This window comes from Streptococcus sp. 27098_8_148 (assembly GCF_041432105.1).
GTDB classification, from domain to species: Bacteria; Bacillota; Bacilli; order Lactobacillales; family Streptococcaceae; genus Streptococcus; species Streptococcus parasanguinis_AE.
Genome location: NZ_JAPVYY010000014.1, coordinates 25,459 through 40,921 on the forward strand (window position 1 = coordinate 25,459; position 15,463 = coordinate 40,921).

Genomic DNA, 15,463 nt, shown 5'->3' on the forward strand with positions numbered 1-15,463 from the left:
CATTAAATAGAAGATCTCTGGAAGAAAGCAAATAGGAGTCTCTTCCTCCTCTTTCTTCTATAACTTTACTTTCAAGAGTCTCTCGATTTCTTGATAAAGTATCTCTGTCGGTTGATAAGCTTTGCATCGTTGAGCGAGGACCTTTAGATGATTCCAATCCTCCTGCGAAACCAATTCATTAAATAAACGCAAGACTTCGGAATCTGTCTTTTTACGAGATACCAATCCTACTTGGAATAACTCAGCCCGAACCGCATTGTCAAACTGGTCATAGTCCTGGGGCAAAATCAGACTAGGAATCCCCTCTTCGATACACCCCATCAAAATCCCAGCACCTGCATGATGAATAGCAAAGTCCATTTGATCCAGAACATCTGAATAAGGGAGGTAATCAAAAATCAGAAGATTATCTGACAACATCCTTGGTGGATGCTCCAAACCACTAGGGTCGCCTAGGGTTACGTAAAAGACATAGTCAGGATGTTCTTGGCTCAAAAGCTTTGCCAACTCCACCATCCGCTCTTTTTCCCATTTTAAATGAGTGCCACAGGTAACAAGGACTCGCTTTTTAGAACTCATAAAATACTGTTTCTGTTCTTGAGGAAGGTGGTCAAAAGAGAGACAGCGATAACCAACCCATTTAAGCTGGGATGGAAAATCATCTCGAAACTCCAACTCTTTCATGCCCAGAGCCAAGATTGAATAGGGAGAATAGACCCCTTCTGTCCCATCTTCACGGTAGAGTTTAAAATCCTGTAGGGTATCGAGATTCTTCTTAACCAGCGCTAATCCAACCTTCTTTGCTAGACGGATGACTTGCCTACCCAGAGCATCTCTCCACTTGTAGAAGGTCCCCTGGTGCGGTTTCCAGCCTCCTAGATATGCAGGTGTAGTCGTGCGACTTTCGATCGCTACTGGACTTGGAATGGTCGTAATCCAGGGAATGCCCAAACGATCTGCTAAAACTCCAGCAGGAGCGGCTACAAAATCTGCAATAATCAAATCTGGTTGTCCTTCAGAGTCCCAAATTCGATTTATCTCGTTGAAAACTTCAGGAATCAGTTTACTATTAGCCCTTAGTTGTTGGTACATGATAAAGAGATTTGCTTGCTTGGCTGTATTAGCTATATCTTCCATGACTGTCGGACGGTCAGGAAACAAGGCAAGGCAGTCGAAGCCAATCTGCTCGACCAATTCCTTTTTTTGAAAACCTGTGATGACTCGAACCTGAAAACGAGGATCCTCCAGCAAGGGCTTGACCAAAGTCAAAGTCGGAAATAAATGACCACTAAAGGGGACGCTAATCACATCGATTTTTATCACTTTGTCTAATCCAGTCATAAATGATTCCTTTCACATCTTCTCTGTATTCATAGCTATAATGATCCGTATCCACTTGGATATCCGCTGAATGGCGGTCCAAAATTCGTGAATAAGGATCTTTTTTGCCTTTGATAACCAATGCCTCTACCTCCTTTTGACGTAAGAGAAGCTGGGAAACAGGGCCAAGCGCTATCACGCGCAACCTTGGCAAGGATACCTCCTTCCCTACACTTCTAAGCCACTGCGTCAGCATATTGACCCCTGAACTCTTACAAACAAGAACCACCTCCTGCACTTCCAGCAAGGGAAACAAGTGTTGTTGTAAGAGCTTTTGAAAGCGAGGGTTCAAAATGGTATGCCAATAGTAGATGATATTGGATGCAGAAGCCGACATTAGGGATACTTGAGGAAATTTTATATGTTCAAAATCTTGATTGAAGGGAAAATTGCTGGCTACTACTCTAAAACCTGATGGACAAATCGCATGGAGGAGGTCTAGCTGCCCAGCTGTCAGTCCGGCACAGGAGTAGTCACTGCTCCCACTGAGAAAGAGGACCAAGCGATTAGAGTCTAGCATGGTCTGATCAAGAGATAAAGCAGACAAGCGATCTAGATAGGACTTCATCTTACTCATAACGAATCTTTCCGTCCGTCACACGAATCTTCCGCCCCCGCCAATTAATCACAGGAGGAGTCATTAGAACATAGATAAACAGCCAAGGAAGCAGGAGATCATTCAGCACTTCGTAGATGACTTCATCCAAGTGTAGGCGATTGGATAGGATGCTTTGTCGATAGAGGAGCATCCATACTGCCTTGAATCCCAGTAAGCCCAAGACTAGAAGAAAATACGGCCAACCTAAAAAAAGACTTAAGATCAAAGTTGGAAGAGGTAGAAAACTCGGTAAACCTATGAGACTAAACAGCTTCCAATCCAGGTGTTCTTTGAGATAGATAGAGCTAAAGAGAAGCCAACGCTTCATCTGGAGCAAATATTGCTTGGCATCCTTGATAGTCGTTCGAACATTACAGGTGACCCTTGTTTGGATAATGGATACTCCTTTACTCCTTAAAAAATCGGCCACGGCTAAATCATCACATAGAAAATCCTTAATCGCTGTGAAGAGCCCCTGGTCTTTTGCAAGTTCTACCGGTAGGATATAGAACATCCCGTTGATGGAGTGATTCGCCTCAACTTCTGCCATTGTAAAATAGGTAATAAAGGAATTGCCATTAACGAATGCTGCGACCAGCTTGGACCAGAAATTGCTTCTCTCCTGGTTATAAGGAATACCTGTCAGAATGACCTCTTGACCCAAATAGGCGGTCAGCTCACCCATTTTAGAAAAATCAATCACACTATCATCGTCCAAAACAATCAGATAAGGCCGGGTCAGCTCCTCTACAACCTGCTCAATCTTGTAACTCTTGGGATTAATCCCCTGAGGGACGTCTTCAATGAGAAAAATTCGAATGCGTTGGGCAAAGGAAGCCTCTTGGCAAATCTGATCTGCTACTCGCTGGGCTTCTGTATCAGACTGATCAATCAACCAGTAGAATTCTACTGCTTCAGTTTGCTGGAGATTGGCCCGCAAATCACTCTCTAAACGAGGATCCCCAGAAAGGATGGGTTGAACCACTGTAAAAAGCTGTTCTGGAAAGTCCGCAGTATGAACCTGACTTTTTTTATAATAAGTAAAGGACAGCAACCAACGGATGAGAAATAAGAGAAGATAAGCAAGGCCTAAAAATATAAATATGAATTTCATCAATTAAGTCCCTTTTTTAAATATATAGCAAGGAGACGGATGATCCACCTTTGGGGAAGTAGTCGACCTAGCCAAACTAGCAAGCGATAGCGAAGGCCGATAACAGCATAGGAAGTATCCCTTTCTATGAATCGGATCAACTGCTGAGCAGCTTTCTCAGGCTTCATCTGCAAGCTACCACCTCCCAATGCTTCTACTAGTTTGGGAGGAAAAATAGCTGTTTGGACTGGTCCAAGAATATAGAGACCTAGCTGGACCTGGGAATCTGATTGCCTCAGTTCCTCCTGGAGAGCAAGAGTGTAGGTCTGCAAGGCAGCCTTGCTAGCACTGTAGGCTGCTAGATAGGGATGAGGAAAAAGAGCTGCCAACGAAGACAGCTGGACCAGCTTGATCTTCTGATTCTTTTGCACTACCTGCTTGATTAGCTGGACTGGACTATGGTAGTTGACCTGCCAGAGGTCTTGCTCACTGGCTGAATCAAGGTCACATCCTAGGGAAAAATAGGCTAGTCCCGCACAATTGACGAGAAGATCAGCATCTAGACTCTCTACAAAAGCTTCTAGAGCCACTTGATCTAGCATATCTAATGTTAGGATTGAAAGCTGCGCCTTACTCCCAGTTAGTTCTTTTTGGACTTGGGAGAGTTTGTCAGCATCTCGACTCACTAAGATCAGATGCTCCAAACGTTGTGCCAGTTCTTTCGCTAGCTGCCGGCCAATCCCTCCTGTAGCGCCTAAAATGATTGCTTTTTTTATAGTATCTTCTATCTTCATAGCTCTAGTGTACCAAATTTCAACCAGTTAGAAAACTCTTACTACCATTCTCCAGCTTTACAGTTCAACCCCTACTTGTCAAAAAGGTCTCTAACGTAAAAATAGAGTCCTTTTGTCTTTTGTCTATTTCCCAACCGTACTTCAATAACTACTAGCTATTAGGCGATCAAATAGGAAAGGTCGGTTCAATAAAACTACTGGAGCAGTGATGATTACAAATAGTACCAACATAAAAAAGTAAGGGCAAACAAGCAGAGGAACAAGAGTCTACCTGTAGCTTTATTAAACTCATTCATTATAGTCACTAGGCCCAATGGAATCAAGAAGAAATAGGTATCTCATAAGATTTCTCTTAGATCAGTATCCACTATAAAGCATCGACTAAGTCCATCAGTATTTCCATAGGTGTTTTTTTCCTACGACCATTAACAGTTTCGATGATGTGATAAACTTTTAAACGATTGTCGTTACTGAAGACAAAATCAAAGCGGAATTCGCGTCCGTTGGGTGCTACTGTATCAAATATCGTTTTATATTTATCATGAACGGGGCTAACTGGAAACTTATTGAAGAGCAAGCGTCGCTTATCTCCCGCTTCTTTTAGACAGTTTTCTAGCTCCTGACAATAGTCATAAAACAGCTGTTAGAGGTCTTCTTCTGAAATTCTTCTTCTCCGAACTAATGATGTAAAATCCGAAAAATTTCTGCGCGGGATGTCAATACTAAATGAAAATCCCTCCTGATTGATTCTTTCTAAAAATGCATCTCTTGAAATCATAGAACTACTCTTTCTTTTATCAATCTTTAGTGAACCCTTATTGTTTCTATACATCGTCAATCCATTATGTAATCAAGCAGGTCCATCAGGGTGAGTTTCTTGCGACCATTGACGGTCTCAAAAAGATTATAAACTCTTAGTTGTTGGTTCTTTTTAAAAGCAAACTCAAAGCGAAATTCGCGACCATTGCATGCGACTATATAAAATCCGGTCTGATACTTTCTCTTATCGGCTACTGCCTGCATTTGCCGGTCTTCTACCTCTCTACAAAGTAAAAGAAAGATCTGATAGAGTTGCTCCTCAGAGAGCCTTTTTCTCCAAACTAATGACTTGAAGTTATTGTACGTCCACCATGGGATTTGGATGTTGAAGGAAAATCCTTCCTGATTGGCTTTATCGATAAATGCTTTTCTGGAGACCATACCACTTCCCCTTTTATCGGAACATTGTTTGACACTATTATACCATCTTTTATCCTTTCACAAAAAAAGCATTCCAAATGGAATGCTATTTTCTGTTTCTTAATAGTATTCCCCTTGGCGGTAGTTCCAAGAGTTGAAATGATCAGATAAGTGCATCATGATCTTATCGATATCCAATCCTTTACGGATCACAACTGGACACGTATTGACAGAACGGCTACCTGCTCCTTGTTCTGGAATCAGTTTTCCTTCGGCATCAACCATAGAGACCATCACACCTTGTTCATAGCGAGTTTCAATGGTCTTGTCTGGTTGGATAGAAGCTACATAATCATCTGCTTCGATGACCAAGTCCACGGCACCTTCGATGCGCTCACCAATTCCTTCGACCTTCCCGCGGTTTCCTTTACCGGAAGGGTTGGCTGAAGAAGCGTAAACCATCTTGCCTTCTTTTTCCCACATTTCTTTGGCGATTTGCTCACCAGCTTTACCAAATTTGATGACAAAGCATGAAGTTCCACGAACGTCTGTCATGAGTTCTTCACGTCCATCTCCGAAAGCTTGCAATTTTGCATAAGCATCTTCACGCCAAGGAAGGATACAACCAAGCAAGATATCTTCATCCCAATGTTTTTGGTAGAAGGCTTCGATTTCAGGATTCAATTGCGCAAGGGCACGAAGTTCATCCATGCTTCCGCAAAGAACCACACCTGGTTTGTTGCGGTTGCGTTCTTTGGCTTCGAATTTACGTTCCAAGCCAGCCTTGTCACTGGTCATGATGATGTAGCCAACTTTGGTAGGGCAGACGATACAGCCACCCTCTCCTTTAAGAATGTCAAATCCTTCTTGTGAAAGTTGTCCGTCCCATTGAATGTGTTTTGTCATAAGTCTCTTTCCTTTTCTATTCTTTTTAGTATTGTATCAAAAAATAGTCTCAAATTCAATATATTTTCAGAAAATTCGTAATTCAGTATACAATTTTATCATTGCCAGTAAGCTGGCCGGTTCTTCTCATAAGCTGCGATCAAGTCTTCGTACTGAAGCGTAATCCCGATATCATCCAAGCCGTTGAGCAATTTGTGCTTCCAATCTTGATCGATCTCAAAGCGAAACTCTCCAACAGGTGAGATGATCTTCTGCTCTTCCAAATCCACCGTCACTAGATCTGTCGGCTTCAAACTTGCCAATTTTTGACGAACCTCTAGCGGTTGGACAATCGGCAGCATGCCATTATTAAGCTCATTATTGTAATGGATATCTCCGAAAGATCCGGCGATAACGACTTTAAAGCCATAATCAGCTAAAGCCCAGGCCGCGTGCTCCCGAGAGGAACCAGCCCCAAAATTGTCACCAGTGATCAAAATGGTCGACTTGCGGTATTCTGGTTTGTTAAAGATAAAATCTGGATCCTCGGTATACTGGTCATCCAAATAGCGCCAAGCATACATGAGGTATTTCCCAAAACCTTTTTTATCAATTAACTTTAAAAATTGCTTGGGGAGGATTTGGTCGGTATCAATATTATCGTTCATCAAAGGAACTGTTGTTCCCGTATAAATGGTAAATTTCTCCATGCTTCCTCCATTTACTCGACTTCTGGCATTTGGCGCACGTCGACAAAGCGACCGGCGATTGCTGCTGCAGCGGCCATTGCTGGGCTACAGAGATGGGTCTTGGCTCCAAATCCTTGACGATCTTCAAAGTTCCGGTTGCTAGTAGAAGCACAGTGGACCCCATCTGGAACCTTGTCTGGGTTCATTCCTAGACACATGGAGCATCCTGGATCACGCCATTCAAAGCCCGCATCCATGAAGATCTTGTCTAAACCTAATTTTTCAGCGGCTTGCTTAACCGGACGAGAGCCAGGTACCACAATAGCAGTTAAGTTTGGCGCAATTTTTTTGCCTTTCACAAACTTGGCTGCCAACTCCAAATCGCTGAGACGCGCATTGGTACAAGAACCGATAAAGATATAGCCTAATTCAATGTCTGCTGGTTTTTGACCAGGTTCTAGATCCATATAATGATAAGCCCGTTCATCATTCATGTCGCGAATCTCTGGAAAAGGAGTCTCGAAGTCCACTCCCATAGAAGGATTGGTCCCCCAAGTCACCATCGGAGCGAGATCAGATACATCCATACGGATGACCTTATCATAAACGGCGTCGTCATCACTAACCAGAGTCTTCCAATCAGCTACTGCGGTCTCAAAATCATCTGGCACACATTCGCGTCCCCGGAGGTAGTCAAAGGTCGTCTCATCTGGATTCATGATCCCCATTTTGGACCCGAACTCGATCGACATATTGCAGATGGTCATGCGTTCTTCCATGGTCAAGCGATCAATTGCTTCTCCCCGATACTCTACGACATAGCCAACTCCACAAGCAACCCCGTAGCGCGCTATCAAAGCTAGGATGTAATCCTTTGAATAGATCCCTTTTTGTGGGGTTCCAGTGAATTCAACCAACATTTTCTTTGGTTTGACTTGCCAGATGGTTTGGGTAGCAAAGACATGCTCCACTTCACTGGTTCCAATTCCAAAAGCAATGGCACCAAAGGCTCCGTGGGTTGCGGTATGGCTGTCTCCACAGACAATAAATTTCCCAGGCTGGGTCCGACCGGTTTCAGGGCCCACCATATGAACGATTCCTTGCTTAGCAGAACCATGGGCAGCATGATCAATCCCAAAGTCCACCACATTCTCAGCTAATTTATCAATCTGGGCTTTTGAAATCACATCTCGGATATCAAAAATATTGACCGTTGGAACATTGTGATCAAAGGTTCCAAAGGTTAAATCAGGTCGTCGGACCTTGCGTCCTGCATCCCGTAATCCTTGAAAGGCTTGCGGACTCGTCACTTCGTGGATGTAGTGTTGGTCCACATACATGAGTTGGGGTTGCCCTTCCACTCCTGTAATCACGTGGCGGTCCCAAAGTTTATCAAAGATTGATTTTCCACTCATCGTCTTTCTCCATTTATCTTCTTGTTAAGAAATCCATTGAAGGATTAGAAAGAGGGCACCTGCTAAAAGAAGGCTACTGCCCCACCAGGTGGCTTGAAAATACCATTTCCGCACCTTGTGGTGAAAGAGATATCCACCTAGTAGAGCTCCGAATCCACCAAGCACCCAGCTCTCGACTAACAGGACCTTTTCAGGAATCCGCCACCTGTTTTGGATAGCTTTTCGTTTATCTAAACCATAGGTCAGAAATACGATACTATTCCAAATAGCAATAACAACTAAACAGCGATCTCTCCAAGTCATCTTAGAGATTCCCAATAATGGCTGCAGTCATCTCAGCAGTAGAAGCCTGACCACCTAGATCTCGCGTCAAGATTCCTTGATTCAAGGTTTGATTGACAGCTTCTTCGATCATTTCTGCACCTGCTGTTTCTCCAAAACTGTCTCGGAGCATCATGGCAACGGACAGGATCATGGAAATCGGATTGGCAATGCCTTGACCAGCAATATCAGGTGCTGAACCATGAATCGGTTCGTACATGCTTGGTCCTTGGTCAGAATGACTGGCAGACGGCATCACGCCTAGTGTTCCAGGAAGGACGCTGGATTCGTCAGATAGGATATCTCCAAATAGATTCTCTGTCACTACAACATCAAAGCGGGCTGGATTGGTAATCATGATCATGGCCGCACTATCGACAAGCTGGTGCTCTAAAGTCACATCTGGAAATTCTTTGGCAACTTCTTCTGCCACTTGGCGCCACAATTTAGAAGTTGCAAGGACATTTTGCTTATCGATACTGGTCACTTTCTTACCACGTCCTTGCGCAATCTTGAAGGCTTGGCGCATAATCCGACGGATTTCTTCTGCACTGTAATCATTGATATCGCGTGCTGTATCTTCTTTCAAGATATGCTCTCCAAAATAAATCCCACCTGTCAATTCACGCACGACCACGAAGTCGACCCCCTCGATACGCTCGGGCTTCAAAGGAGACAAGTGTTTCAAGGCGTCGAAAACCCGTACAGGACGAATATTGGCAAAAAGATTTAATTCCTTGCGAATAGCGAGCAGGCCTTGTTCTGGACGAACAGGAGCATTGTCATACTCAGGGCTCCCGATGGCTGCGAGAAGAATAGCATCCGCTCCTTTAGCTGCTTTTAGAGTATCTTGGGGAAGTGGGTGGCCAGCGGCATCAATCCCAGCACCCCCAAAAGGTTTGTCTTCTAGGCTATAATCAAAGCCAATTTTGGGAGCAACGGCTGCGAGGACCTCTAGTCCAGCTGCCATGATCTCAGGGCCAATCCCATCTCCTGCAAGTGTTACAATTTTCTTTGTCATGTTCATTTCCTCTTAGGCTTGTGGAAGATCACGGTAGGAGACAGCTCGTCCCATCTCACCAGCATTCTCTTTTTGAACCAGCGTGTTGGCATTGATATAAGCAATGGCAGAGGCTTTCAATACGTCAAAGTCCAAACCAGAGGCATTGAAAATCGTATCGGTATCGACATTTTCCACGGATACCAAGACGCGGGCTTGGGCATCAATCCCATCTGTCACTGCATCGATATTGTATGAGGTCAAGCGAACAGTTTGGTTGAAGAATTTATCAATCGCATTAAAGATCGCTTCAACCGACCCTTGACCATTGGCAAGGAACTCAAGCACTTCCCCTTCTTCATTGCGGAGGCTAACCGCTGCTGTAATCGTTTCGTCTGCATTGGTTGTCAAGCGAAGATCGTTAAATTGGAATCCTTCTGGATTTTCCACTGCTGTACCGGCAACAAGGGCGCGGATATCGGCATCTGTGATCTCGTGTTTCTTGTCTGCCAGAGATTTGAACTTAGCAAACAATGGCTTGATGTCTTCTTCTGTAAATTCCAGTCCCAGCTCATGCAGTTTTTCGACAAAGGCATGGCGACCAGACAATTTTCCAAGAGGGAGGCTATTGCTCTTGACACCCACCAACTCAGGGGTGATGATTTCATAGGTAAGAGGATTTTTAAGAACTCCGTCTTGGTGGATCCCAGACTCGTGTGAGAAGGCATTGCCACCAACAACCGCCTTATTTTTAGGAATTGGAATCCCAGAGTAACGAGAGACCAACTCAGAAGTGTTGATGGTTTCATTAAGGACAATCGGACTTTCCACTTGGAAATAGTCTTCGCGAATATTGAGAGCAACTGCTACTTCTTCAAGTGCCGCATTGCCGGCCCGCTCCCCGATCCCATTAATGGTTCCTTCGACACGACGGGCACCATTTTTAACAGCAGCGAGGCTATTCGCCACCGCCATTCCCAGATCATCATGGCAATGAGGGGAATAGATAATCTCGCGATCTGTCTTGACATGGTCAATCATGTATTTGAAAATGGCACCGTACTCCGCTGGTGTCGTGAAACCGACTGTATCAGGAATGTTGATATAGCTGGCCCCTGCATCGACTGCAGTCTGTACGACTTGCAAGAGGAAATCCAATTCCGTCCGGGTCGCATCTTCTGGCGAGAATTCAACAATTTCAAATTTTGAGCGAGCGTAAGAAACGTGCTCTTTGATCGCTTCAAGAATTTCTTCCTTGGTCTTGTTGAGTTTAAACTCCCGGTGAATCGGACTGGTTGCGATAAAGACGTGAATTTGTGGATACTTAGCATCCTTCAAGGCTTCATAACAAGCATCAATATCTGATTTGACAGAACGGGCCAAACCTGTCACGGCTGTCTTGGTCAAGACCTTGGCAATCTCTTGAACAGCTGTGAAGGAATCAGGACTAGCTGCAGGAAAACCTGCTTCAATAGCAGAAATGCCCCATTTTTCCAATTGCTTGGCAATGGCAATCTTTTCTTTAATTGAGAAATTGACTCCTGGAGTCTGTTCACCGTCCCGAAGGCTGGTATCTAAAAATTCAACTTTACGCATAGGGTCTCCTCATTTCTATGTAGTGGATATAAAGAAAAACATCTCACTCGGTCAACCAAGCGAGATGTTTTTGCCCGCTTGGTAAGCCAAACAGGACTAATGCTTCTGCACTAGCCCTTATACCTCAACAACAAAGCAAATTGAATAAACTTAGCTGTTTTCATGTTTGACTTTCTCCTTTGTTCAATGTCTTGTCTAGTATTCTAGCATAGGGAAAAAGCAATGTCAAGAATTTTCTACAATATTCTGAATTTTTTGAATAGAACAAAATAGAGCTTTCAATTCTAATTAGATTGAAGATAAAGTCATCTTAAAAACTTTCCTTAGGTGAAGACGGACGTCAGCGAACTTCAAAGAAGTTCCATGACTAATTATTGAGCCTAAGGTCTCAATAATTCCGAGTGCTAGAAACAAAAGTGTTTCTAGCACTTTTCTCACGGCGGAAAGTTTCAATATTTATTGAATAAGCCTAATAGTAACTATCGTTTTTATTTTCAGCATCATTCTAGTTGTTTTATGTAAAATACAATTTTCCATCAATCTGAATAGAGCCTGTTACTCTACTTCTTCTGATACAAATCAAAAACGATCTTGTCATTATAGAGATCAATGGTATTGGCCTTAACATAGATTCCAAAGTCATTGTCAATTTCTGGCAATACAATGGTGATGGTAGACTGCTTGGGTGAGATCTGAACAAATTTTGGGATATTTTTATTTTTACTCAAGAGCTGCAAGACCATCCTTTGTGGAATTTGAAAGGTTCCAACTGAAAAATCTTTCACCGTCAAGAGGATGTTCCCATTTTCCAATTTGGATGGTTGAAAGTAAATGTATAAGGGATAATCCTTCCCTAAGAGACTCAACTGCCCTTCTAAGAGGATTTGCTGATTGTCTGCATAAACCTTGTAGTCGGACAACTTATATTTTTTCAGAAGCGATTTGATGGTATCATTGAGTTGATCCCGAGTCGTTGTCATGGTCCCAACTTTGACATCTTTGGTGCCAACTGCTTGATGAAGCTGACTAACATCTTCTCTTGGCATCGCTAAGCGTCCTTGCACAACTATAGCGAAGGCTAAGAGAAGGCTGACCAAACCTAAAAATAACCATTTCCAAATATTGATTTTTTGAAGGAAGGGGACCTTTTCTTTGATGGGATTATTTTTGACTCCAAGTTTTCTTCGTGGCATTGATTTTCTCCAATATTGCTTGTTTCATCTTTTCATAGCCCGTATTGTTAGGGTGGAAACTATCCTCTTCATACAGGGCATCATTGATAACGGTTGTCTTCCCGTCACTGATTTCTGATACGCCCATTTTGCCATCAATTCCTTTATAGAGCAGATCATTGATCGGGACGAAATAGACTTGATCATATTGCGCGATGGTTTCTTCCGTCGTCTCATTCCAACGATCTACAGCCGTCTGGATACTAGTTAATTCAGGAAAATTCAGGTAAAGAGGATTGTAGATCCCCACTACATAAATGGGAAGATGGGGATTGTCCTTTCTGGCCTTTGTAATAATTTCTTTGAGGTTCGCTGTATAATTCTTGAGCGGCTTTTGGATATCTGACAGAGAAAAATCACTCAGATGATCGACAACAACTTTGCGCAGATCATTTCCCCCAACCGTTAAGGTCATGACACGCGCCTTTTTGAGATCCTTCTGAAGATCTGTTTGCTTCTTGAGACGATCTAAGATCTGAGCGCTTGTATTTCCAGCTACTCCATAGTTGACAGGCTGATACTGGCCGTCATTTTCATTGGATAGGCTTTGGGCAAGGATGGGGACAAAGCCCCCTTGCTTGGTGCTATCCCCTACTCCTTCGGTCAGTGAATCCCCTAGAGCTACATAAGTATAGGTGATTTCTTTCGCAGCTGTTTTGGGCTTGGTCATGCGAGGAGATGCAGTTGGTAGCAAAGCACGAAATAGAAAGACAAAGACAAGAAGGCTGGTTAAAAAGAAAACCAAGCCTTGCATCATTTTTTTAAAATTCATATAAATACGATCGCTTATCCTTGAAAAATCACTTGTCCATCACAGATTGTATAAGCAACTTTCCCTTTTAATGTTTCGCCCACAAATGGTGAATTTCCAGCTTTTGAAGCGAAATGATCCGATACCAGACGATCTGCTTCTGGATCAAAGATGGTTAAATCTGCCGGTCCATCCACTGCGATATAGCCAGCATCAAAATCATAGAGACGTGCTGGATTATAGGACATCTTTTCAAGCAATTGCATCAAGCTTAAATGGCCAGCATGCACCAAGTAGGTCAAACCAAGAGAAAGCGAAGTTTCAAGCCCAGTCATGCCAGATGGTGCTTTGGTAATATCAGGGACATTCTTCTCATCCGCATGGTGAGGCGCGTGGTCCGTCGCAATCACAGAGATAACGCCTGATTTCAAGCCTTCAATCACTGCTAGACGGTCAGATTCCAAGCGAAGAGGTGGATTCATCTTAGCATTGCTTCCTTTAGTCAAGAGCAGACTTTCTGTTTTCGAAAAGTGTTGAGGTGCCACTTCTGCCGTTACATGAGCTCCTAATCCTTGGGCAAATCCCACCACCTTGACACTTTCTTCCTTGGAAAGGTGTTGGATATGGAGGTGGGCACCTGTCGCATGAGCAATCATGGCATCACGCGCAGCCATTGAATATTCGGCTACACCCGTCGCACCACAGACATGGAAGTGTTCCTTGGCAATGTTCTCATTCAAACCAAGAATACCATTCAACTCAGGGTCTTCTTCATGCAGACTAATAAAGGTTCCTAAACGCTTAGCTTCTTCCAAGGCTTGGCGGACAACCTTAGTGCTTTGAAGGGGAATCCCGTCATCTGAAAACCCTACTGCACCAGCCTTAAGCAGTCCTTCAAAATCTGTCAGGTGTTGACCGTCAAAGTTCTTAGTCACTGTCGCAACTGTATGAATGTGAAGATTTTCCTTGGCTGCAGAAGCTAAGACTTCCTCTAAGGTCGCAATATCTGAAATGGTCGGATTGGTATTGGCCATCATGACCACTCTGGTAAAACCACCAGCAGCCGCGGCTAAGGCACCCGTATGGATGTCTTCTTTATGAGTTTGACCGGGTTCACGGAAATGCACGTGTACATCGATCAATCCAGGAGCTACAACCAGACCAGTAGCATCAAGGACTTCTTGTCCATCCGTTGGGAGGTTTTCAGCGATCTCTACAATTTTCTTTCCTTCAATGCGAAGATCACAGACTTGATCCAAGCCAGTTTTGGGATCCATTACGCGACCATTTTTAATGACAACCATTGCATTCTCCTTTATTCATAAAAATCAACATGCGACTCTAACAAGCGGTCGCCGTCATAGCGAAACATTGCTGAAAAGAAGGGTTTATCCTCCAACAACCACTCAACAAAGGTGTGGTCCCCTTCCCAGGTTGGTTTTGAGAGGACTTGATCATAAGGCACCCACTCCAAGGTCCCTTCGTTACACTCGATCAGTTCTCCCTCAAAATCTGTTACCTTGAAGACATAGGTGTACCAGTCCAAATCTGGAGTAAACTCCGGAAAGGTAATAATCCCTTTCAAAACTGGCTTGGCTCTAAGGCCGGTCTCCTCAAAAATCTCACGCGCAGCACACTCCTGTGGGGTTTCCCCGCGTTCTAATTTTCCTCCAACTCCGATCCATTTACCTTCATGGACATCATTGGGCTTTTTATTGCGATGCAACATGAGAAATTCTTTCCCATTGTCAATGTAACAAATCGTTGCTAATTGTGGCATTTCTTTCTCCTATCTTAACCAATCAATCGGCTCGCGTCCCGCCTCTTTCAAAAATTGATTGGTTTTTGAAAAGGGTTGGGAACCAAAGAATCCTCGGTAGGCCGATAAGGGACTTGGGTGAGCTGATTCAAGGACTAAATGTCGATCGTTGGTAATCAGAGGCCTTTTCTTACGGGCATAAGATCCCCAGAGGATAAAGACAACTGCCTCGTCCAACTCATTGACCACCTTGATCACAGCATCTGTGAAAGGCTCCCAAATTTGGCCTGCATGACCATTGGCCTGACCAGCTGGCACTGTCAAACAGGCATTGAGCAAGAGCACGCCTTGCTCTGCCCAAGAGGTCAGATCATGGGAACGCTTCTCTCCGATATCTGAGCGCAATTCTTTGAGAATATTTTGCAAAGAAGGCGGCGCTGGTACATGATCTGGAACAGAAAAACTTAAGCCCTGCGCTTGATCCGGTCCATGGTAGGGATCTTGCCCTAAGATCAAGACCTTGACATGATCCATCTCTGTCATCTGCAAGGCCTTAAAGACCTTGTCACGCGGTGGATAAACCACTCCTTTGCTGTAGACTTCATTCATAAAGTCATTGATCTGGTGAAAATACCCTTCTGGAAGATGGGATTTGATGGCTTCATGCCAGGGTGAATGCTGCATGGAAACTCTCCGCTATCCAATAAATTCTTACCTTCCATTATACCACATTTGGCGCAGATCCACTGGATAAAAAAGAGGCTGGATAAT

The 15,463-nt window shown here is 43.8% G+C and carries 16 protein-coding genes; all 16 read right to left on the reverse strand.

What is annotated here, in order from left to right; translation table 11 throughout:
• Positions 1-57: 57 nt before the first annotated feature.
• Positions 58-1,341 carry a glycosyltransferase gene (locus tag O3646_RS09515; protein WP_129824808.1) on the reverse strand — a complete coding sequence of 428 codons (1,284 nt, stop codon included), beginning with the start codon at positions 1,339-1,341 and terminating at the stop codon, positions 58-60.
• Positions 1,301-1,957 (reverse strand): hypothetical protein, encoded by a 657-nt coding sequence (locus O3646_RS09520; RefSeq protein ID WP_155167757.1) that lies wholly within the window; start codon positions 1,955-1,957, stop codon positions 1,301-1,303. Before O3646_RS09520 ends, O3646_RS09515 begins: the two co-directional genes overlap by 41 nt.
• Positions 1,950-3,092, reverse strand: coding sequence for a glycosyltransferase (locus O3646_RS09525; RefSeq protein ID WP_155167758.1), 1,143 nt, complete (start codon positions 3,090-3,092; stop codon positions 1,950-1,952). Before O3646_RS09525 ends, O3646_RS09520 begins: the two co-directional genes overlap by 8 nt.
• Complete coding sequence (locus O3646_RS09530; RefSeq protein WP_371610808.1) at positions 3,092-3,865, reverse strand: SDR family NAD(P)-dependent oxidoreductase; 774 nt, start codon at positions 3,863-3,865, stop codon at positions 3,092-3,094. Before O3646_RS09530 ends, O3646_RS09525 begins: the two co-directional genes overlap by 1 nt.
• A gap of 834 nt (positions 3,866-4,699) precedes the next feature.
• On the reverse strand, positions 4,700-5,065 hold the full coding sequence (locus tag O3646_RS09535) for a hypothetical protein (protein WP_129824804.1): 366 nt from the start codon (positions 5,063-5,065) through the stop codon (positions 4,700-4,702).
• 99 nt (positions 5,066-5,164) lie between these two features.
• A complete protein-coding gene (locus O3646_RS09540) occupies positions 5,165-5,950 on the reverse strand; it encodes an L-threonylcarbamoyladenylate synthase (protein WP_003003291.1) in 786 nt (261 codons plus the stop codon).
• A 98-nt stretch (positions 5,951-6,048) separates the two neighbouring features.
• Positions 6,049-6,639 (reverse strand): 3-isopropylmalate dehydratase small subunit, encoded by a 591-nt coding sequence (gene leuD, locus O3646_RS09545; RefSeq protein ID WP_129824803.1) that lies wholly within the window; start codon positions 6,637-6,639, stop codon positions 6,049-6,051.
• An 11-nt stretch (positions 6,640-6,650) separates the two neighbouring features.
• A complete protein-coding gene (gene leuC, locus O3646_RS09550; RefSeq protein WP_118228218.1) occupies positions 6,651-8,033 on the reverse strand; it encodes a 3-isopropylmalate dehydratase large subunit in 1,383 nt (460 codons plus the stop codon).
• A gap of 24 nt (positions 8,034-8,057) precedes the next feature.
• A complete protein-coding gene (locus O3646_RS09555; RefSeq protein ID WP_371610809.1) occupies positions 8,058-8,336 on the reverse strand; it encodes a DUF1294 domain-containing protein in 279 nt (92 codons plus the stop codon).
• A 1-nt stretch (position 8,337) separates the two neighbouring features.
• Positions 8,338-9,375 (reverse strand): 3-isopropylmalate dehydrogenase, encoded by a 1,038-nt coding sequence (gene leuB, locus O3646_RS09560; RefSeq protein WP_125826329.1) that lies wholly within the window; start codon positions 9,373-9,375, stop codon positions 8,338-8,340.
• A 12-nt stretch (positions 9,376-9,387) separates the two neighbouring features.
• Positions 9,388-10,950 carry a 2-isopropylmalate synthase gene (locus tag O3646_RS09565; protein ID WP_371610810.1) on the reverse strand — a complete coding sequence of 521 codons (1,563 nt, stop codon included), beginning with the start codon at positions 10,948-10,950 and terminating at the stop codon, positions 9,388-9,390.
• A gap of 560 nt (positions 10,951-11,510) precedes the next feature.
• Entirely contained in the window at positions 11,511-12,143 is a 633-nt protein-coding gene (locus tag O3646_RS09570) for a YpmS family protein (protein WP_129824800.1), read from the reverse strand.
• A complete protein-coding gene (locus O3646_RS09575; RefSeq protein ID WP_129824799.1) occupies positions 12,112-12,954 on the reverse strand; it encodes an SGNH/GDSL hydrolase family protein in 843 nt (280 codons plus the stop codon). Before O3646_RS09575 ends, O3646_RS09570 begins: the two co-directional genes overlap by 32 nt.
• A 14-nt stretch (positions 12,955-12,968) precedes the next feature.
• Complete coding sequence (locus O3646_RS09580; protein WP_129824798.1) at positions 12,969-14,237, reverse strand: dihydroorotase; 1,269 nt, start codon at positions 14,235-14,237, stop codon at positions 12,969-12,971.
• 11 nt (positions 14,238-14,248) lie between these two features.
• Positions 14,249-14,713 (reverse strand): 8-oxo-dGTP diphosphatase, encoded by a 465-nt coding sequence (locus tag O3646_RS09585; protein WP_003003493.1) that lies wholly within the window; start codon positions 14,711-14,713, stop codon positions 14,249-14,251.
• A gap of 9 nt (positions 14,714-14,722) precedes the next feature.
• The gene (locus O3646_RS09590) at positions 14,723-15,376 is read right to left on the reverse strand and encodes a uracil-DNA glycosylase (protein WP_155167760.1); all 654 of its coding nucleotides are present in this window, start codon (positions 15,374-15,376) and stop codon (positions 14,723-14,725) included.
• Positions 15,377-15,463 lie beyond the last annotated feature (87 nt).

Excerpts from the sequence above, each read along its gene's own strand:
- O3646_RS09520 (WP_155167757.1), bottom strand. The coding sequence starts at position 1,957 with ATGAGTAAGATGAAGTCCTATCTAGATCGCTTGTCTGCTTTATCTCTT.
- O3646_RS09565 (WP_371610810.1), bottom strand. The coding sequence starts at position 10,950 with ATGCGTAAAGTTGAATTTTTAGATACCAGCCTTCGGGACGGTGAACAG.
- O3646_RS09590 (WP_155167760.1), bottom strand. The coding sequence starts at position 15,376 with ATGCAGCATTCACCCTGGCATGAAGCCATCAAATCCCATCTTCCAGAA.
- leuD (WP_129824803.1), bottom strand. The coding sequence starts at position 6,639 with ATGGAGAAATTTACCATTTATACGGGAACAACAGTTCCTTTGATGAAC.
- O3646_RS09515 (WP_129824808.1), bottom strand. The coding sequence starts at position 1,341 with ATGACTGGATTAGACAAAGTGATAAAAATCGATGTGATTAGCGTCCCC.
- O3646_RS09570 (WP_129824800.1), bottom strand. The coding sequence starts at position 12,143 with ATGCCACGAAGAAAACTTGGAGTCAAAAATAATCCCATCAAAGAAAAG.
- O3646_RS09555 (WP_371610809.1), bottom strand. The coding sequence starts at position 8,336 with ATGACTTGGAGAGATCGCTGTTTAGTTGTTATTGCTATTTGGAATAGT.
- O3646_RS09580 (WP_129824798.1), bottom strand. The coding sequence starts at position 14,237 with ATGGTTGTCATTAAAAATGGTCGCGTAATGGATCCCAAAACTGGCTTG.
- O3646_RS09535 (WP_129824804.1), bottom strand. The coding sequence starts at position 5,065 with ATGGTCTCCAGAAAAGCATTTATCGATAAAGCCAATCAGGAAGGATTT.
- leuC (WP_118228218.1), bottom strand. The coding sequence starts at position 8,033 with ATGAGTGGAAAATCAATCTTTGATAAACTTTGGGACCGCCACGTGATT.
- leuB (WP_125826329.1), bottom strand. The coding sequence starts at position 9,375 with ATGACAAAGAAAATTGTAACACTTGCAGGAGATGGGATTGGCCCTGAG.
- O3646_RS09540 (WP_003003291.1), bottom strand. The coding sequence starts at position 5,950 with ATGACAAAACACATTCAATGGGACGGACAACTTTCACAAGAAGGATTT.
- O3646_RS09525 (WP_155167758.1), bottom strand. The coding sequence starts at position 3,092 with ATGAAATTCATATTTATATTTTTAGGCCTTGCTTATCTTCTCTTATTT.
- O3646_RS09575 (WP_129824799.1), bottom strand. The coding sequence starts at position 12,954 with ATGAATTTTAAAAAAATGATGCAAGGCTTGGTTTTCTTTTTAACCAGC.
- O3646_RS09585 (WP_003003493.1), bottom strand. The coding sequence starts at position 14,713 with ATGCCACAATTAGCAACGATTTGTTACATTGACAATGGGAAAGAATTT.
- O3646_RS09530 (WP_371610808.1), bottom strand. The coding sequence starts at position 3,865 with ATGAAGATAGAAGATACTATAAAAAAAGCAATCATTTTAGGCGCTACA.